17 protein-coding genes are annotated in these 18,916 nt (G+C 69.6%); 15 read left to right on the forward strand and 2 right to left on the reverse strand.

Annotated elements, in window-relative coordinates:
- Nucleotides 1-40: 40 nt before the first annotated feature.
- From ACNFOC_RS12885 to ACNFOC_RS12895, 3 genes are read left to right on the forward strand one after another with little or no spacing between them, the layout of a single operon-like run.
- A complete protein-coding gene (locus tag ACNFOC_RS12885) occupies nt 41-1,252 on the forward strand; it encodes an ABC transporter substrate-binding protein (protein WP_416959253.1) in 1,212 nt (403 codons plus the stop codon).
- Between the two features lie 7 nt (nt 1,253-1,259).
- A complete protein-coding gene (locus ACNFOC_RS12890; protein ID WP_416959254.1) occupies nt 1,260-2,159 on the forward strand; it encodes an ABC transporter permease in 900 nt (299 codons plus the stop codon).
- An 11-nt stretch (nt 2,160-2,170) separates the two neighbouring features.
- Nucleotides 2,171-2,986, forward strand: coding sequence for an ABC transporter permease (locus ACNFOC_RS12895; RefSeq protein ID WP_416959255.1), 816 nt, complete (start codon nt 2,171-2,173; stop codon nt 2,984-2,986).
- Nucleotides 2,987-3,031: 45 nt separating this feature from the next.
- Here the strand turns inward: ACNFOC_RS12895 and ACNFOC_RS12900 are convergent, their stop codons facing one another.
- The gene (locus tag ACNFOC_RS12900) at nt 3,032-3,931 is read right to left on the reverse strand and encodes a Vgb family protein (protein WP_416959256.1); all 900 of its coding nucleotides are present in this window, start codon (nt 3,929-3,931) and stop codon (nt 3,032-3,034) included.
- Between the two features lie 208 nt (nt 3,932-4,139).
- Between ACNFOC_RS12900 and ACNFOC_RS12905 the strand changes: the two genes are divergently transcribed.
- The 12 genes from ACNFOC_RS12905 (at nt 4,140) to ACNFOC_RS12960 (ending at nt 18,119) form a co-directional block, all read left to right on the forward strand.
- Nucleotides 4,140-5,294: an NAD(P)/FAD-dependent oxidoreductase gene (locus tag ACNFOC_RS12905; RefSeq protein WP_416959257.1), complete on the forward strand. Its 1,155-nt coding sequence runs from the start codon at nt 4,140-4,142 to the stop codon at nt 5,292-5,294.
- Complete coding sequence (locus ACNFOC_RS12910) at nt 5,291-5,593, forward strand: (2Fe-2S)-binding protein (RefSeq protein WP_416959258.1); 303 nt, start codon at nt 5,291-5,293, stop codon at nt 5,591-5,593. The genes ACNFOC_RS12905 and ACNFOC_RS12910 overlap by 4 nt, the downstream gene beginning before the upstream one ends.
- Nucleotides 5,586-7,061 carry an FAD-dependent oxidoreductase gene (locus ACNFOC_RS12915; protein WP_416959259.1) on the forward strand — a complete coding sequence of 492 codons (1,476 nt, stop codon included), beginning with the start codon at nt 5,586-5,588 and terminating at the stop codon, nt 7,059-7,061. Before ACNFOC_RS12910 ends, ACNFOC_RS12915 begins: the two co-directional genes overlap by 8 nt.
- A gap of 59 nt (nt 7,062-7,120) precedes the next feature.
- The gene (locus ACNFOC_RS12920; RefSeq protein ID WP_416959260.1) at nt 7,121-8,017 is read left to right on the forward strand and encodes a dihydrodipicolinate synthase family protein; all 897 of its coding nucleotides are present in this window, start codon (nt 7,121-7,123) and stop codon (nt 8,015-8,017) included.
- Nucleotides 8,018-8,053: 36 nt separating this feature from the next.
- Complete coding sequence (locus ACNFOC_RS12925) at nt 8,054-9,055, forward strand: proline racemase family protein (protein WP_416959261.1); 1,002 nt, start codon at nt 8,054-8,056, stop codon at nt 9,053-9,055.
- Between the two features lie 69 nt (nt 9,056-9,124).
- On the forward strand, nt 9,125-9,820 hold the full coding sequence (locus ACNFOC_RS12930; RefSeq protein WP_416959262.1) for a GntR family transcriptional regulator: 696 nt from the start codon (nt 9,125-9,127) through the stop codon (nt 9,818-9,820).
- Between the two features lie 118 nt (nt 9,821-9,938).
- Entirely contained in the window at nt 9,939-10,937 is a 999-nt protein-coding gene (locus ACNFOC_RS12935; protein WP_416959263.1) for a LacI family DNA-binding transcriptional regulator, read from the forward strand.
- Between the two features lie 111 nt (nt 10,938-11,048).
- The gene (locus ACNFOC_RS12940) at nt 11,049-12,395 is read left to right on the forward strand and encodes an ABC transporter substrate-binding protein (protein ID WP_416959264.1); all 1,347 of its coding nucleotides are present in this window, start codon (nt 11,049-11,051) and stop codon (nt 12,393-12,395) included.
- Between the two features lie 4 nt (nt 12,396-12,399).
- Nucleotides 12,400-13,356, forward strand: a complete 957-nt coding sequence (locus ACNFOC_RS12945; protein WP_416959265.1) for a carbohydrate ABC transporter permease — start codon at nt 12,400-12,402, stop codon at nt 13,354-13,356.
- Entirely contained in the window at nt 13,353-14,228 is an 876-nt protein-coding gene (locus ACNFOC_RS12950) for a carbohydrate ABC transporter permease (protein WP_416959266.1), read from the forward strand. Before ACNFOC_RS12945 ends, ACNFOC_RS12950 begins: the two co-directional genes overlap by 4 nt.
- 42 nt (nt 14,229-14,270) lie before the next feature.
- Nucleotides 14,271-15,872: a glycoside hydrolase family 13 protein gene (locus ACNFOC_RS12955; RefSeq protein WP_416959267.1), complete on the forward strand. Its 1,602-nt coding sequence runs from the start codon at nt 14,271-14,273 to the stop codon at nt 15,870-15,872.
- 66 nt (nt 15,873-15,938) lie between these two features.
- Nucleotides 15,939-18,119 (forward strand): discoidin domain-containing protein, encoded by a 2,181-nt coding sequence (locus ACNFOC_RS12960; protein ID WP_416959268.1) that lies wholly within the window; start codon nt 15,939-15,941, stop codon nt 18,117-18,119.
- Here the strand turns inward: ACNFOC_RS12960 and ACNFOC_RS12965 are convergent.
- Nucleotides 18,088-18,915, reverse strand: a complete 828-nt coding sequence (locus ACNFOC_RS12965) for an ABC transporter ATP-binding protein (protein ID WP_416959269.1) — start codon at nt 18,913-18,915, stop codon at nt 18,088-18,090. The genes ACNFOC_RS12960 and ACNFOC_RS12965 overlap by 32 nt on opposite strands.
- Between the last annotated feature and the right edge of the window lies 1 nt (nt 18,916).

Below are 18,916 nucleotides of genomic sequence, written 5' to 3' on the forward strand. Positions count from 1 at the left end.
CCGCTGACCCCGACCCCGCTCCTCCCGCGTCCCTTCACGTATGGAGAACGTCGTGCGCCTCACCCCAACCCTCAAGGCCGTCGCCGCCGTGGCCACGCTCGTGCTGGCCGCCACCGCCTGCGGCTCCTCCGACTCCACGGGCAGTTCGTCCGGCGGCCTCAACCCCCCTGATCTGAAAGCCCAGTCGAAGCTCGGCAAGAGCGAGGGCGAGGTCAACCTGATCGCCTGGGCCGGCTATGTCGAGGACGGTTCCAACGACCCCAAGGTGAACTGGGTCAGCGACTTCGAGAAGCAGACGGGCTGCCAGGTCAACTCCAAGGTCGCCGCCAGCTCCGACGAGATGGTCAAGCTCATGAAGACCGGCGAGTACGACGCCGTCTCCGCCTCCGGCGACGCCTCCCTGCGGCTCATAGCCTCCGGCGACGCGGCCCCCGTCAACACGAACCTGGTCCCCAACTACAAGGACATCTTCCCGGACTTGAAGCTCCAGGCCTGGAACTCGGTCAAGGGCAAGGCCTACGGCATCCCGCACGGCCGCGGCGCCAACCTCCTGATGTACAACACCCAGAAGGTCACCCCCGCCCCGACCTCCTGGGCCGCGGTCTTCGACGACGCCTCCAAGTACAAGGGCCATGTCACGGCGTACGACTCGCCGATCTACATCGCCGACGCGGCGCTCTATCTCAAGGCCACCAAGCCCGAGTTGAAGATCAAGGACCCCTACGCGCTCGACCAGAAGCAGTTCGACGCCGCCGTCGCCCTGCTGAAGAAGCAGAACGCGGACATCGGCGAGTACTGGAGCGACTACCTCAAGGAGATCTCCGCCTTCAAGAGCGGCGACTCCGTGGTCGGCACCACCTGGCAGGTCATCGCCAACCTCACCGCCGACGAGGGCACCAAGATCAAGGCCTTCGTACCCGAGGAGGGTTCGACCGGCTGGTCCGACACCTGGATGATCTCCGCCAAGGCCAAGCACCCCAACTGCGCCTACCAATGGCTCAATTGGATCGTCTCGCCGAAGGTCAACGCCCAGGTCGCCGAGTACTTCGGCGAGGCCCCCGCCAACTCCAAGGCGTGCGCAGAGACCAGCGACAAGAACTTCTGCACCACCTACCACGCCGCCGACACCGCGTACTGGAAGAACATCGCCTTCTGGAACACGCCCATCGCGCAGTGCCTCGACGGCCGAACGGACGTCAAGTGCGTGCCGTACGCCAAGTGGGTGCAGGCCTGGACCGAGATCAAGGGCTGACACCGACATGACCGTCACCGCGCAGGCCGCCGGACGCCCCGCACCGGGCCTCGTCCGGCGGCTCGCCGGGATGCTGCACCGCCGACCCAGGCTGCGGCTCTCCCTGCTGCTCACCGCACCGCTGCTGTGGCTCGCCGTGCTCTATCTCGGCTCCCTGAGCGTGCTGTTCGTCTCCGCGTTCTGGACGACGGATTCCTTCACCTCGGAGGTCGTGAAGGTCTGGTCGACCGACAACTTCCACGAGCTGTTCACGGTGCCCGTGTACCGGCAGGTCGTCCTGCGCAGCATCGGCGTCGCGCTCGCCGTCACGGTCCTGTGCGCCGTGATCGCGTTTCCGCTCGCCTTCTACACGGCCCGCGTCGCCAAGCCGCGGTGGCGCCCGCTGCTCGTGGTCGCCATCCTCACCCCGCTGTGGGCCAGTTACCTCGTCAAGGTGTACGCGTGGCGGCTCATCCTGTCCCAAGGCGGCCTGGCCGACTGGATGTTGAAGCCGTTCGGCCTGAGCGGCCCCGGCTTCGGACTGCCCGCCACCGTCCTCACCCTGACGTACCTCTGGCTGCCCTACATGGTTCTGCCGATCCACACCGCGCTGGAGCAGCTGCCCGCCAACCTCCTCGACGCGTCGGCGGACTTGGGCGCGCGGGCCGGGCGGACCTTCCGGTCGGTCGTGCTGCCGATGGTGCTGCCGTCCGTCGCCGCCGGCTCGGTCTTCACTTTCTCGCTCAGTCTCGGCGACTACATCACCGTGCAGATCGTCGGCGGCAAGACCCAGCTCATCGGCAACCTCGTCTACTCCAACATCGAACTCAACCTGCCCATGGCCGCCGCCCTCGCCACCGTCCCCGTCGTCGTCATCGTGGTGTACCTGCTCGCGATGCGCCGCACGGGTGCGTTGAGCAGTCTGTAGAGGAGCCCGTCGTGCAACTCTCCCGTTCTACGCGTATCGCGCTGCGCGTGGCCGCCGGGTTCGGCTTCGCGGTGATCTACGTCCCGCTCCTGCTCGTCCTGGTCAACTCCCTCAACCCGGACCGCAGCGCGAGCTGGCCGCCGTCCACCCTGACCCTGCACTGGTGGTCGGTCGCCTGGCAGAACTCGGGTGCCCGCGAGGCCCTTTGGGTCTCCGTGAAGGCCGGTCTCGGCGCCACCACCATCGCCCTGGTGCTCGGCACCCTGATCGCCTTCGCGGTCGCCCGGCACCGCTTCTTCGGCCGCGACGCCATCTCCTTCGTGGTCGTCCTGCCGATCGCCCTGCCCGGTATCGTCACGGGAATCGCCCTCAACTCGGCGTTCAGCACGGTACTTGAGCCGCTCGGGGTGGGCCTCGGCCTGTTCACGGTGATCGTCGGGCACGCCACCTTCTGCATCGTCGTCGTCTTCAACAACGTCGTCGCCCGCCTCAGGCGCACCTCCGGGTCGTACGAGGAAGCCGCGATGGACCTGGGCGCCGACACCTTCCGCGCCTTCGTCGACGTCACCTTCCCGCTGGTGCGCTCGGCGCTCCTCGCGGGCGGTCTGCTCGCCTTCGCGCTGTCCTTCGACGAGATCGTGGTGACCACGTTCACCGCCGGACCCGGCATCGAGACCCTCCCAATCTGGATCTTCAACAACATGACCCGACCTCAACAGGCCCCCGTGGTCAACGTGGTGGCCGCGGTGCTCGTCCTGCTCTCCGTGCTCCCGATCTACGCCGCCCAGCGACTGTCCGCCGACACGGCCGGCGCGAGCCGCGTCTGACGCGGTGAGGAGTGCACTGGGCCGCCACCCTGCCGGGGCGCCCGCTCAGAGCGCGGCGAGGCGTGCGACCGTTCCGATCTCCAGGGCGGTCCACATCGCGCCGTCCGGCCCTTGGGTGATGCCGTGGGGTTCCGAGGCCGGGCTGGGGAGGTCGTGTTCGTCGATACGGCCGTCGGGGGTGATCCGGCCGATGCGGTTGGCTCCCCATTCGGTGAACCAGCAGTTTCCGTCGGTGTCGGCGGCGATGGCGTGTGGGCGTGACGCACGGTCGGGCAGGGCGAATTCGTCGAACTTTCCGTCCGGCGTGATCCGTCCGATCTGACCGGCACCGATCTCGACGAACCACAGGGCGCCATCCGCGCCGGCTGTGATACCGACGGGGGCGCCGGCCTGTGTCGGCAACGGGTGAACGGTGACGTCACCGTCGCGTCCGACGGCGCCGATCGCGTTCGCCTGGTTCATGGTGAACCACAGCCGGCCGTCCGGGCCGGTGACGATGGTCGACGGGAAGGCTCCCGAAAGCGGGAGAGGGAACTCGGTGACCTGCCCGTCGGGCGTGATGCGCCCGATGCGATCGACGTTGGCCTCGGTGAACCACAGCGCGTCGTCAGGGCCCGCGGCGATGCCGAACGGCCCGGCATCCGGCGTCGGCAGCGGGAATGAGGTGATGTCCCCGGTCGTGGTGATCCGGCCGATCCGGTGGCTGCGGAACTCGGTGAACCACAGCGCGTCGTCGGGCCCCGCTGTGATGATCGACGGTCCGCCGGAAGCCGGTTCCAGCTGGTAGGACGTGACGTCGCCGGCGGGCGTGATCCGGCCGATCCGTCCGTGGTGGACCATCGTGAACCACAGCGCGCCGTCCGGTCCGGCAGTGATCCCGTAGGGTCCGGCCCCGCGGTCCGAGACGGAGAACTCCGTGATCGCGACTGTCGGACGACTCGGCATGGGCGGATTCCTCCATCGGTGATCGGTGATCGGTGATCGGTGGAAGTGCGACTGCGGATGTTATCCGTGCCCACGGCGCTCACGCCTCTCGATATTCGTATGAAGAGGAGAAGGGCACCAGCGCGGGGGCGGCATGTGGAGCGCCGCGCGTGTCGTCGACGCGTGCGGTGACATTCCCAGCCTCAGAGGCATGTGACATAGTACTGCTGTGAGCAAGCGACTGACCTGCGACGTCGTGGTCGTCGGAGCTGGAATGGTGGGCGCGGCCTGCGCCCTCTACGCGGCTCGGGCGGGCCTCGACGTCGTCATCGTGGACCGCGGCCCGGTCGCCGGCGGCACGACCGGCGCCGGTGAGGGCAACCTGCTCGTCTCCGACAAGGAGCCGGGCCCGGAACTCGACCTCGCCCTCCTCTCCGGCCGCCTGTGGGCGCAACTCGCGCGGGAACTGGGGGAGTTCGTCGAGTACGAGGCGAAGGGCGGCCTCGTCGTGGCCTCCACGCCGGACGGGCTCGCCGCGCTGGAGCGGTTCGCCGACGAGCAGCGCACCGCCGGAGTCGTCGCCGAGCCGGTCGGCGGGGACACCCTGTACGACCTCGAACCCCACCTCGCCCCGGGCCTCCCGGGCGGCGTGTACTACCCCCAGGACCGCCAGGTGATGCCCGCCCTGGCCGCAGCCCACCTCGTCCGGGCCTCGGGCGCCCGCCTCCTCACCGGCCGTACGGTGACGGACGTACTCCTCAAGGCAGATGGAACGGTCCACGGCGTCCGCACCGACCGGGGCGACATCCTCGCCCCCACGGTCGTCAACGCCGCCGGCACCTGGGGCGGCGACCTCGCCGCCCTCGCCGGAGTCACCCTTCCCGTCCTCCCGCGCCGCGGCTTCGTCCTCGTCACCGAACCGCTGCCACGCCTGGTCCGCCACAAGGTGTACGCCGCCGACTACGTGGCCGACGTGGCCAGCGACTCGGCCGCCCTACAGACCTCGCCGGTCGTGGAGGGCACGGCCGCGGGACCGATCCTGATCGGCGCGAGCCGCGAACGCGTGGGTTTCGACCGGGAGTTCTCGCTGCCGGTCGTGCGGGCGCTGGCGGCGGGCGCGACCACACTCTTCCCGTTCCTGTCCGACGTCCACGCGATGCGCTCCTACCTCGGCTTCCGCCCGTACATGCCGGACCACCTGCCCGCCATCGGCCCCGACCCCCGGGTCCCCGGCCTCGTCCACGCCTGCGGACACGAGGGCGCGGGCATCGGACTCGCCACCGGCACAGGGCACTTGATCGCCCAGCTGCTGGGCGACAGGACCCCGGACCTCGACCTGGCCCCCTTCCGGCCCGACCGCTTCCCCGAGGAGGAGGGCGCATGAGTTCCCCACTGAACCTCGCCGACGCCCACCCGGACCCGGCCTTCACGGTCACCCTCGACGACCGCGAGATCGAGGCCCTCCCCGGCCAGACCGTCGCCGCCGCACTGTGGACGGCGGGTGTGACGTCCTGGCGCACCACCCGGGGCGAGGGCCGACCGCGCGGCGTCTTCTGCGGGATCGGCGTCTGCTACGACTGCCTCGTCACCGTCAACGACCGCCCGAACCAACGGGCTTGCCTGGTGCCCCTGCACCCCGGAGACACCATTCGTACGCAGGAGGGGACGGGCCACGATGACTGACGACCGACCGCACCTCGCCGTGATCGGCGCGGGCCCGGCGGGACTCGCCGCCACCGTCGCCGCCGCGGCCCACGGCGTCCGCGTCACCCTGATCGACTCGGCGGCGCGGGCGGGCGGCCAGTTCTACCGACAGCCCGCCGCCGAACTGAACGCCGGACGCCCGCAGGCCCTCCACCACCAGTGGCGCACGTGGCAGCGGCTCAGCGACTCCCTCGCGCAACACGTAGAGGCGGGCCGCGTAACGCACTTGACGGATCATCATGTGTGGCTGGTGGAACGGCGGTTGAGCCAGGAGGCTGGTACGCCCGACGGAGCCGGCCCGCGCGACGCCTTCACCGTTCACGCCCTCCTCGGCCCCCAACAGGAGGCCCCGGCAGAGGTGCGTGCCGACGCCGTCCTCCTCGCCACCGGCGGCTACGAGAAGGTCCTCCCGTTCCCCGGCTGGACCCTCCCCGGAGTTCTCACCGCGGGCGGCGCGCAGGCCATGCTCAAGGGCGCCCTCGCCGTCTCCGGCCGCACCGCCGTGGTCGCCGGCACCGGCCCGCTCCTCCTCCCGGTGGCAACAGGCCTCGCAGCGGCCGGTGTCGAGGTTGCAGCGCTCGTCGAGTCCACCGACCCCAAGGCGTTCGTGCGACGGACCCGCGCGCTCGCGGCACAGCCCGGCAAGGTCGCCGAGGGCGCCCGGTATGCGGCCCAACTCCTGCGCCACCGCATCAAGTTGCTCACCCGGCACACCGTCGTGGAGGCACACGGCGACGAGCGGCTGGAGGCGGTGACCGTCGCCGCGCTCGACGCAGACGGGTACGTCCGGCCCGGTACCGAACGGCGCATCGCCTGCGACACCCTCGCGGTCGGCCACGGCATGCTCCCGCACACCGACCTCGCGGAGACGCTCGGTTGCGGACTCGACGGACTCAGCGTCCAGGTCGACGACGAACAGCGCACCGACGTCCCCGGTGTCTGGGCGGCCGGTGAGACCACCGGCATCGGCGGAGCCGCCCTCTCTCTCGCCGAGGGCCACATCGCGGGACGCTCCGCCGCCGCACGCCTGAACGGCACCGAACCCGACCGGCGTTCGTGGGCGCCGGCCGCCAAGTCCCGTACGAGACTGCGGGAGTTCTTCGCCGCGCTCGACACCGTGTACGCGCCGCCCGCGCGTTGGACCGGCCTCGTCACCGACGACACCGTGGTCTGCCGCTGCGAGGAGGTCACCGGGGGAGCGATCCGCGAGGCCGTGGACGGGCTCGGCGCCGGTGACGTCCGCACCGTGAAGCTGCTGACGCGGGCCGGGATGGGCTGGTGCCAGGGGCGGATGTGCGGACCCGCGGTCGCGGGGCTGGCCGGGTGCGAACTCACCCCGTCCCGGCGCCCGTTCGCACGGCCCGTACCGCTCGGGGTGCTGGCCCGCGCCGGAGAGTCCGAGGCCGACCTGCCGACCGCCGCACCACCTGACGTCCTGCCCGACTGACCGTACGCATTGCCCGCCGTTGCAATGTCACACCCTAGTGAGATGGGACCCGACCGCACATGACCACCACCCCGAACCGCCCCTGGCGCGGCGTCCTCGTCGCCACCGCGCTCCCGCTGACCGACGAACTCGCCGTCGACCACGACAAGTTCGCCGAACACTGCGCCTGGCTGGTCGACAACGGCTGCGACGGTGTCGTGCCGAACGGCTCGCTCGGCGAGTACCAGGTGCTCACGCCCGAGGAGCGCGCCAAGGTCGTCGAGACGGCCGTCGCCGCGATCGGCGGCACGCGCGTGATGCCCGGTGTCGCCGCCTACGGCTCCGCCGAGTCCCGCCGCTGGGCCGAGCAGGCCCGCGACGCCGGCTGCGCCTCCGTGATGCTGCTGCCGCCCAACGCGTACCGCGCCGACGAGCGTTCGGTCCTCGCGCACTACGCGGAGGTCGCGAAGGCGGGCGTGCCGATCGTGGCGTACAACAACCCCATCGACACCAAGGTCGATCTGGTGCCCGAACTGCTCGCGAAGCTGCACGGCGAGGGGTACATCCACGCCGTCAAGGAGTTCTCCGGCGATGTCCGCCGCGCCTACCAGCTCGCCGAACTCGCCCCGGAACTTGACCTGTTGATCGGCGCCGACGACGTACTGCTGGAGCTCGCGCTCGCGGGTGCGAAGGGCTGGGTGGCCGGTTACCCGAACGCGCTGCCCGCCGCGTCCGTCGAGCTGTACCACGCGGCCGTCGGCGGCGACCTGGCCACGGCGAAGAAGCTGTACGAGCAGTTGCACCCGCTGCTGCGCTGGGACTCCAAGGTCGAGTTCGTGCAGGCCATCAAGCTTTCCATGGACATCGTCGGCCGGCACGGCGGTCCCGTGCGCCCGCCGCGCGTCCCCCTGCTGCCCGAGCAGGAGGCCGTCGTGCGTGCCGCCACGGAGAAGGCGGTCGCGGCCGGACTCGCGTAAGTACCCTCGCATCGGCATCGATCCATCAGGAGCGTCATGCGCAGCAAACTCGTCCTGCACGCCGTCGACTCGCACACCGAGGGCATGCCCACCCGCGTGATCACCGGCGGCATCGGCACGATCCCCGGCGCGACCATGAACGAGCGGCGGCTGTACTTCCGCGAACACCGCGACCAGATCCGGCAGTTCCTGATGAACGAGCCGCGCGGCCACTCCGCGATGAGCGGCGCGATCCTCCAGCCGCCCACCCGCCCCGACTGCGACTGGGGCGTCGTCTACATCGAGGTCTCCGGCTATCTGCCGATGTGCGGGCACGGCACGATCGGTGTGGCCACCGTGCTCGTCGAGACGGGCATGGTCGAGGTCGTCGAGCCGGTCACCACGATCCGGCTCGACACCCCGGCCGGACTGGTCGTCGCCGAAGTCGCCGTCGAGAACGGCGCCGCGAAGAACGTCACCCTCAAGAACGTCCCGTCCTTCTCCGTCGGCCTGGACCGCGAGATCACCCTCGCCGACGGACGGACGGTGACATACGACATGGCGTACGGCGGCAATTTCTACGCCATCCTGCCGCTGGACCAGTTCGAGCTGCCCTTCGACCGGTCCCGCAAGGACGACATCATCAAGGCGGGCCTGTCCCTCATGGAGGCGATCAACGACCGGGACGAGCCCGTCCACCCCGAGGACGCCTCGATCCGCGGCTGCCATCACGTCCACCTGTACGCGCCCGGCGCGACCGCACGGCTCTCCCGGCACGCGATGGCGATCCACCCGGGCTGGTTCGACCGCTCGCCCTGCGGCACGGGCACCAGCGCGCGCATGGCCCAGCTCCACGCGCGCGGTGAACTCCCGCTGCACACCGAGTTCGTGAACGAGTCCTTCATCGGCACCCGGTTCACCGGACGGCTCCTCGACACCACCGAGGTCGCCGGCATCCCCGCCGTCCTGCCCAGCTTCACCGGCCGCGCCTGGATCACCGGCACCGCCCAGTACCTGCTCGATCCCACCGACCCGTTCCCGGGCGGATTCATCCTCTAGCTCGGGGATAATGGCCGGTCACGCGTGACATTGCACCGTGTGTGACATTGCACCACTAGGAGACTTCCGATGGCCGTCCAGCGAGCCAGCGCCCCGCCCACCGCCGCTCCGGACCTGCCCACGCTGGGCGGCAAGAAGAGCAGCTACCGCGAGCGGGTCGTCGACGCCCTGCGGGCCGCGATGATCGCGGGGGAGCTGCGGCCGGGCGAGGTGTACTCCGCGCCGACACTGGCCGCCCGCTTCGGCGTCTCGGCGACCCCGGTGCGCGAGGCCATGCTGGACCTGGCCAAGGAGGGGCTGGTCGACACCGTCCCGAACAAGGGGTTCCGGGTCACCGCGGTCTCCGAGAGGCAGCTCGACGAGTACACCCACATCCGCGCCCTGATCGAGATCCCCACGGTGGTGGGGCTGGCCGGGACCGCCGACCCGGTCTCGCTGGAGGCGCTGCGGCCGGCCGCCCGGGAGATCGTCGGCGCGGCCGTGGCCGGTGACCTCATCGCGTACGTCGAGGCCGACACCCGCTTCCACCTCGGCCTGCTCGCGCTGGCCGGCAACGCCCACCTCGTCGAGGTCGTCGGTGATCTGCGGGGGCGTTCCCGTCTCTACGGGCTGACCGCCCTGGTCGAGGCCGGACGCCTGCTGGCCTCCGCGCAGGAGCATCTGGAGCTGCTGGACGCGCTGTTGGACCGTGACAAGCGGGCCGTGCGTGAGATCATGACCCGGCATCTGGGGCACGTCCGCGGACTGTGGGCCGCCCGCGACTGACCGGCACCGGGAGTCGTGAGGAGTTCTGAGGAGCCCTGAGCGACAGGAGTCGTGATCGACTTCATCCGACCACCCCGTAACGCAAACCACTTGCGTATCTTGCGCTATTCTTGCGCACATGACGCGACGACTTGCTGAGGTGGCGAAGAAGGTCGGGGTCAGCGAGGCCACGGTCAGCCGGGTGCTCAACGGCAAACCCGGAGTCTCCGAGCCCACCCGGCAGGCGGTGCTCTCCGCGCTGGACGTTCTCGGCTACGAGCGGCCCACACAACTGCGCGGTGAACGCGCGCGGTTGGTGGGGCTGGTGCTGCCCGAGTTGCAGAACCCCATCTTCCCCGCCTTCGCCGAGGTGATCGGCGGCGCGCTCGCCCAACTCGGCCTGACCCCGGTGCTGTGCACCCAGACCAAGGGCGGCGTCTCCGAGGCCGACTATGTGACGCTGCTGCTCCAACAGCAGGTCTCCGGCGTCGTGTTCGCCGGCGGGCTCTACGCGCAGGCGGACGCGCCGCACGACCACTACCGGCTGCTCGCCGAGCGCAACATCCCGGTCGTCCTGGTCAACGCGGCCATCGACCACCTCGGTTTCCCCGCCGTGTCCTGCGACGACGCGGTCGCCGTCGAGCAGGCCTGGCGGCACCTCGCCTCCCTGGGCCACGAGCGCATCGGGCTCGTCCTCGGCCCCGCCGACCACATGCCGTCGGCGAGGAAGCTGGCCGCCGCGCGAGCCCTCGCGGCGGACCTGCCCGACGAGTTCGTCGCCCGGGCCATCTTCTCCATCGAGGGCGGCCACGCCGCGGCCTCCCGGCTCATCGACCGGGGCGTCACCGGCATCATCTGCGCCAGCGACCCCCTCGCCCTGGGTGCGGTAAGGGCCGCCCGCCGCAAGGGACTTGATGTCCCGTCACAGATTTCCGTCGTCGGTTACGACGACTCCGCCTTCATGAACTGCACCGAGCCCCCGCTGACCACCGTCCGCCAGCCCATCGAGGCCATGGGCCGGGCCGCCGTGGAACTCCTGAACTCACAGGTCGGCGGCTCCGCCGTACCGGCCGAGGAGCTGCTCTTCGAACCGGAACTGGTAGTGCGTGGTTCCACCGCGCAAGCCCCGCGCGGCTGAGCGTCGCCGCGCTGTCGAATAATTACAGATTCTGCGCGACATCTTGCGGACGGATGTCGGCGGTGCTTGAGTGTGCGGCGCCCACCTGCTCCTGCCCAGAGGGGTCCACCGATGAGAAGCACCGGGTTCCGCCGCACCTTCGCCGCGATCGGCGTCTGTTCTCTCGCGCTCACCGCCTCCGCCTGCGGGTCCGGTGACGACTCGGCGAGCGGCAAGACGCGCATCACGGTCAACTGCGAGCCGCCCAAGAGCGCCAAGGTCGACCGCAAGTTCTTCGACTCCGACGTCGCGGCCTTCGAGAAGAAGAACACCGACATCGACGTCGTCACCCACGACGCGTTCCCTTGCCAGGACCCGAAGACCTTCGACGCCAAACTCGCCGGCGGTCAGATGGAGGACGTGTTCTACACGTACTTCACCGACGCCAAGCATGTCGTCGACATCAACCAGGCCGCCGATCTCACGCCGTACATCAAGGAGTTGAAGAGTTACGACACGCTGCAGAAGCAGCTGCGTGACATCTACACCGTCGACGGCAAGATCTACGGCATCCCGCGCACCGGCTACTCGATGGGCCTGATCTACAACCGCAAGCTCTTCCAGCAGGCCGGCCTCGACCCCGACAAGGCACCGACGACCTGGGCCGAGGTCCGCGCCGACGCCAAGAAGATAGCCGCGCTCGGCAACGGCACCATCGGCTACGCCGACTACAGCGCCCAGAACCAAGGGGGTTGGCACTTCACCGCCGAGATGTACTCGCAGGGCGGCGACGTCGTCAGCGCCGACGGCAAGAAGGCCACCATCGACACGCCCCAGGGCCACGCCGTGCTCCAGAACCTGCACGACATGCGCTGGACCGACAACTCGATGGGCAGCAAGCAGCTCCTGGTCATCAACGACGTTCAGCAGCTGATGGGTTCGGGCAAGCTCGGCATGTACCTCTCCGCGCCGGACAACATCCCGATCCTGGTCAAGGAGAAGGGCGGCAACTACGACGACCTTGCCCTCGGCCCGATGCCCGGCGGTCAGGGCACGCTCATCGGCGGCGACGGCTACATGTTCAACAAGCACGACACGCCCGCCCAGATCCGCGCCGGCCTCAAGTGGCTCGACAGCATGTTCCTCACCCCGGGCAGCGGCTTCCTCGGCGACTACGCCCGCGCCAAGCAGGCCAACGCGCCCGTCGGACTGCCTGAGCCGCGCCTGTTCACCGGCGCCGCCGACGCCAAGGACCAGCAGGTCAAGAAGGCCAACTCCAATGTCCCGGTGGCGAATTACCAGGCCTTCCTCGACGGCAACCAGTCCCTCCAGATGAAGATCGAGCCGCCGGACGCCCAGCAGATCTACTCCGTCCTCGACTCGGCCGTCTCCGCCGTCCTCACCAAGAAGGACGCGAACATCGACCAACTCCTGGGGGACGCCTCCGGAAAGATCGACGGCATCCTGGCCCGGGGCTGACCCGATGACCCGGACGGCCACCCGGAGTCCCGTCGAGCCGACGGCGGTACGACAGGTCGAGGCGCCGCTCCCGGCAGGGGGCCGGGGGCGGCGCCGCCTCCTCGACCAGGCCCGCGCCTACGCCTTCCTCATCGGCGGGCTGATCTGCTTCGCCCTGTTCTCCTGGTACCCGGCGATCCGCGCGGTCGTGATCGCCTTCCAGAAGTACACGCCCGGCTCCTCGCCCGAGTGGGTCGGCACCGCCAACTTCACCCGCGTCTGGCACGACCCCGAGTTCAGCGCGGCCTGGCGCAACACCCTCGTCTTCACCCTGCTGGCCCTGCTCGTCGGCTTCGCGATTCCGTTCGTACTCGCCCTGGTCCTCAACGAGTTGAGGCACTGGAAAGCCTTCTTCAGGGTCGTCGTCTACCTCCCGGTGATGATCCCGCCGGTGGTCACCGCCCTGCTGTGGAAGTGGTTCTACGACCCGGGAGCGGGCCTCGCCAACGAGGCGCTGCGCTTTCTGCACCTGCCCACCTCGAACTGGTCCAACGGCACAGACACCGCCCTCATCTCCCTGGTGATCGTGGCCACTTGGGCCAACCTCGGCGGCACCGTACTGATCTACCTGGCCGCGCTCCAGTCCATCCCGGGCGAGCTGTACGAGGCCGCCGAACTGGACGGCGCGAGCCTGCTGCAACGCGTCCGGTACGTGACGATCCCTCAGACCCGGTTCGTCATCCTGATGCTGATGCTCCTTCAGATCATCGCCACGATGCAGGTGTTCACCGAACCGTTCGTCATCACCGGAGGCGGCCCGGAGAGCGCCACCGTCACCGTTCTCTACTTGATCTACAAATACGCCTTCCTCTACAACGACTTCGGCGGCGCCTGCGCGCTCAGCGTGATGCTCCTCGTGCTGCTCGGTGTCTTCTCCGCCGCCTATCTGCGGCTGACCCGCTCCGGAGAGGACGACCTGTGACCACCCGCACGCTGCTCTCCCCGGCGAGTCTCGCCCGGCCGCGCGGAAAGGCCGTCTACTGGACGGTGTTCACCGGCGTCGTCGTGCTCTTCGCGCTCGCCTTCCTCTTCCCGGTCTACTGGATGGTCACCGGCGCGGTGAAGTCGCCGGACGAGATCGCGCAGACCCCGCCCACGATCGTCCCCGAGCACTGGCACCTCAGCGGCTACACCGACGCCTGGGACCTGATGCAGCTCCCGCAGCACCTGTGGAACACGGTCGTCCAGGCCGCCGGCGCCTGGGCGTTCCAGCTCGTCCTGTGCACGGCCGCCGCCTACGCCCTGTCCAAACTGAAGCCCGCCTTCGGCAAGTTGATCCTCGGCGGCATCCTGGCGACGCTGATGGTCCCGGCGCAGGCCCTGGTCGTACCGAAGTACCTGACCGTCGCCGATCTCCCGCTGATCCACACCAGCCTGCTCAACGACCCTCTGGGCATCTGGCTCCCGGCCGTAGCCAACGCCTTCAACCTCTACCTCCTCAAGCGGTTCTTCGACCAACTCCCGCGCGATGTCATGGAGGCCGCCGAGATCGACGGCGCCGGGAAACTCCGCATCCTGTGGTCCATCGTGCTGCCCATGTCCCGCCCGGTCCTCGGCGTCGTGTCGATCTTCGCGCTCGTCGCCGTGTGGCAGGACTTCCTGTGGCCGCTGATGGTCTTCTCCGACACCGACAAACAGCCGATCAGCGTGGCACTCGTCCAGCTGTCCCAGAACATCCAACTGACCGTGCTCATCGCCGCGATGGTGATCGCGAGCATCCCCATGGTCGCGATGTTCCTGGTCTTCCAGCGGCACATCATCGCCGGGATCAGCGCGGGCAGCACGAAGGGCTGACACCGCCCCCTTCGACGCCCCCGACAGAGAAAGGCCAGCACCGTGGGACAGCCCCCCCATGCCCAGAGCCAGGACGACTGGTGGCGCTCCGCCGTCATCTACCAGGTCTACGTCCGCAGCTTCGCGGACGGCGACGGCGACGGCACCGGCGACCTCGCGGGAGTCCGCTCCAGACTGCCGTATCTCGCCGAACTCGGCGTGGACGCCCTGTGGTTCACCCCCTGGTACCTGTCGCCGATGAAGGACGGCGGCTACGACGTCGCCGACTACCGCGCCATCGACCCGGCCTTCGGCTCACTCGCGGAGGCCGAGAAACTCATCAGCGAGGCACGGGAGTTGGGCATCCGCACGATCGTCGACATCGTGCCGAACCATGTCTCCGACCAGCACCCGTGGTTCCGTGCCGCCCTCGCCGGCGGCCCCGAACGCGACCTGTTCCACTTCCGCCCCGGACGCGGCGCACACGGTGAACTCCCGCCCAACGACTGGCCGTCCCAGTTCGCCGCCTCCACCGAGCCCGTGTGGACCCGCCTCCCCGACGGCGACTGGTACCTCCACCTGTTCACCCCGGAACAGCCCGACCTCAACTGGGCCCACCCGGCGGTGCGTCAGGAGCACGAGGACATCCTGCGCTTCTGGTTCGAGCGCGGTGTCGAAGGCGTCCGTATCGACTCGGCGGCGCTGCTCGCCAAGGACCCCGCACTGCCCGACTTCGTCGAGGGCCGCGACCCCAACCCCTTCGTCGACCGCGACGAACTCCACGACATCTACCGCTCCTGGCGGGCCGTCGCCGACGAGTACGGCGCCGTCTTCGTCGGCGAGGTCTGGCTCCCCGACAGCGAACGCTTCGCCCGCTACCTGCGCCCCGACGAACTGCACACCGCCTTCAACTTCGCCTTCCTGTCCTGCCCCTGGGACCCGGAGCGACTGCGCGCGTCGATCGACGAGACCCTCGCCGAGCACGCCCCGATCGGCGCGCCAGCCACCTGGGTCCTGTGCAATCACGACGTGACCCGCACGGTCACCCGCTACGGCCGCGCCGACACCGGCTTCGACTTCGCCACCAAGGCCTTCGGCACCCCGACCGACCTCGCCCTCGGCACCCGGCGCGCCAGGGCGGCGGCGCTGCTGTCGCTGGCCCTGCCCGGGGTGGTCTACCTCTACCAGGGGGAGGAGCTGGGGCTGCCCGAGGTCGAGCTGCCCGTCGACCGCATACAGGATCCGATGTACCTCCGGTCCGGCGGCACCGACCCCGGCCGCGACGGCTGCCGGGTGCCGCTGCCGTGGGCCGAGGGGGCGCCGTACGCGGGCTTCGGTTCGCGCGAGGAGCCGTGGCTGCCGCAGCCGGTCGGCTGGACATCGTATGCGGTCGACCGTCAGCAGCGGACCGTCGACTCCATGCTCAACCTCTACCGCGAGGCGATCCGTCTCCGACCGGTCTTCGGCGACGGCCCCCTCAGCTGGCTGCCCGCCCCCGAAGGCGTCCTCGCCTTCGCCCGCGCGGAGGGCGTGATCTGCGTGGTCAACCTCGCCGACGCGCCCGCCGACCTCCCCTCGTACACCCGACTCCTGCTGACCAGCGGCCCCCTGGACGACCAGGGACGCCTGCCGCGGGACACGGCCGCCTGGCTGCGCACCGCATAGCCGCCGGCCCCCGGCCGTCACCCTGCATCCGCTATCCCCGCACCCCCACCTCGAAGGGATCAGCACATGCACAGCACCACATTCCAATCTGTCAGGCACATGCCAATGATCGGTGCGGCTGTCGCGCTCGCCGCCGGCATGCTCGTCGCCCTGACCCCGTCCGCCGCCCACGCCGCCTCGGGCGCCTCCCTCCCCTTCACCTCCGTCGAGGCCGAGTCGGCCACCACCACCGGCACCAGGATCGGCCCCGACTACACCCAGGGCACCCTCGCGTCCGAGGCCTCCGGGCGGCAGGCCGTACGGCTGGGCTCCGGGCAGCGTGTCGAGTTCACCGTGCCGCGCGCGGCCAACGCCGTGAACGTGTCCTACAGCGTCCCGGACGGCCAGAGCGGCAGCCTCGACGTGTACGTCAACGGCGTCAAGATCAGCAGGACGCTCGCCGTCACGTCCAAGTACTCTTACGTCGACACCAGTTGGATCGCCGGCGCCAAGACGCACCACTTCTTCGACGACTCCCGGCTCCTGCTCGGCCAGAACGTGCAGCAGGGCGACAAGGTCGCCCTCGTGTCGACCGGCACCCAAGTCACCGTGGACGTGGCCGACTTCGAGCAGGTCGCCGGTGCCGCCGCGCAGCCCGCCGGTTCGGTGTCCGTGGTCTCCAAGGGCGCCGACCCCAGCGGCGCGGGCGACTCCACCCAGGCGTTCCGCGATGCCATCTCCGCCGCCCAAGGGGGAGTGGTGTGGATCCCGCCCGGCGACTACCGGCTCACCTCCTCCCTCAGTGGCGTGCAGAACGTGACGCTCCAGGGCGCCGGTCAGTGGTACTCGGTGGTGCACACCTCGCGCTTCATCGACCAGTCCGGCTCCTCCGGCGGCGTCCACATCAAGGACTTCGCGGTCATCGGCGAGGTCACCGAACGCGTCGACTCCAACCCGGACAACTTCGTCAACGGGACGCTCGGGCCCGGGAGTTCGGTCTCCGGGATGTGGATCCAGCACCTCAAGTGCGGCTTCTGGCTGACGGGCAACAACGACAACCTCGTCGTCGAGAACAACCGGATCCTCGACACCACCGCCGACGGCCTCAACCTCAACGGCGGCGCCCACGGCGTCATCGTCCGCAACAACTTCCTCCGCAACCAGGGCGACGACTCCCTCGCCATGTGGTCGCTCAACTCCCCGGACACCAACAGCAGTTTCGAGAACAACACCATCTCGCAGCCCAACCTCGCCAACGGCATCGCGATCTACGGCGGCACGAACATCACGGTCAGGAACAACCTGGTCTCCGACACCAACGCCCTCGGCAGCGGTATCGCGATCTCCAACCAGAAGTTCCTCGACCCCTTCTCCCCGCTCGCCGGAACCATCACGGTCGACGGCAACACCCTCGTCCGCACCGGTGCGATCAACCCCAACTGGGGCCATCCCATGGGCGCGTTGCGCGTCGACTCGTACGACAGCGCGGTCAACGCGACCGTCAACATCACCAACACGACGATCACCAACAGCCCTTACAGCGCCTTCGAGTTCGTGTCGGGCGGCGGGCACGGTTACTCGACCGGCAACGTCACCGTGAGCGGTGCGACCGTGCAGAACACGGGCACGGTCGTCGTCCAGGCCGAGGCGCAGGGCGCGGCCAGGTTCAGCAATGTGCAGGCCACCGGCGTCGGCGCGGCCGGCATCTACAACTGCCCCTATCCATCCGGCTCCGGCACCTTCACCATCACCGACGGCGGTGGCAACTCCGGCTGGAGCAGCACCTGGTCGGACTGCTCGACCTGGCCGCAGCCCGGCCAGGGCACCCCGCCCCCGGACCAGAACACCAACCTCGCCAAGGGCCGCCCGGCCACCGCGACCGGCTCGCAGGACGTCTACACGCCGGGCAGGGCGGTCGACGGCGACGCGAACACCTACTGGGAGTCCGCCAACAATGCCTTCCCGCAGGCCTGGACCGTCGACCTCGGCTCCAACCAGGCAGTACGCAGGCTGGTGTTGAAGCTGCCGCCGTCCTCCGCGTGGAGCGCCCGCACGCAGACGCTGTCCGTGCTGGGCGGCACCGACGGATCGACCTACTCCACCGTCGTCGGCTCCACCGGCTACCGCTTCGACCCGGCGACCGGGAACACGGTCACCGTGGCGCTCCCGAGCGGAACGAACCTGCGCTACCTGCGGGTCGATGTCACCGCCAACACGGGCTGGCCGGCGGCGCAGTTCAGCGAAGTGGAGGCGTATCAGACTTCGTGAGCCGGTCCTGAACCGGGAGCGTCCCACGCTTCGCCGCCTGGATCTGCTCGTACACATGGGTCCGCAGTTCGGCGAAGCGCGGGGCGACCCGGGTGTGCAACTGGTCGCGCTCCACGGGCAGATCGATCTTCAGCTGCTCCTGCACGACGGTCGGGGACGCGGACAGCACGACCACCCGCTCGCCCAGGTACACGGCCTCGTCGATGTCGTGCGTCACGAACAGGATCGTGATGCCGCGCTCCCGCCACAACCCCCGTACGAGATCCTCCAGGTCGGCCCGGGTCTGCGCGTCGACCGCCGCGAACGGCTCGTCCATCAGCAGGACCTCGGGCTCGTACGCCAGCGCACGCGCGATCGCGACCCGCTGCTGCATACCGCCGGACAGCTGCCACGGATACGCCCCCGCGGCATCCGTCAGCCCGACCGACTCCAGCGCGTCCGAGACCAGCTCACGCCTGCGCGCCTTGCTCAACGCCTTCTGCTTCAACGGCAGTTCGACGTTCTCGCCGACCCGCATCCAGGGGAAGAGACTGCGCCCGTACTCCTGGAACACGAAGGCCATCCCGGGCGGCGGCCCGCTCACCTTCCGTCCGCCCAGGAAGACTTCGCCCGACGTCGGGGTGAGCAGCCCGCCCATGCACTTCAGCAGGGTGGTCTTGCCGCAGCCCGACGGGCCGACGAGACAGACGAGTTCGCCGGCGTCGACGGTGAAGGTGAGGTCCCGCACCGCTTCCACCCGTCGGCCGGAACCCTCGTAGACCTTGTGCAGGCCGGATACGTCGAGTTGCGCGTGCATG

The sequence above is a fragment of the Streptomyces colwelliae genome, from assembly GCF_048158785.1.
Lineage (GTDB): Bacteria > Actinomycetota > Actinomycetes > Streptomycetales > Streptomycetaceae > Streptomyces.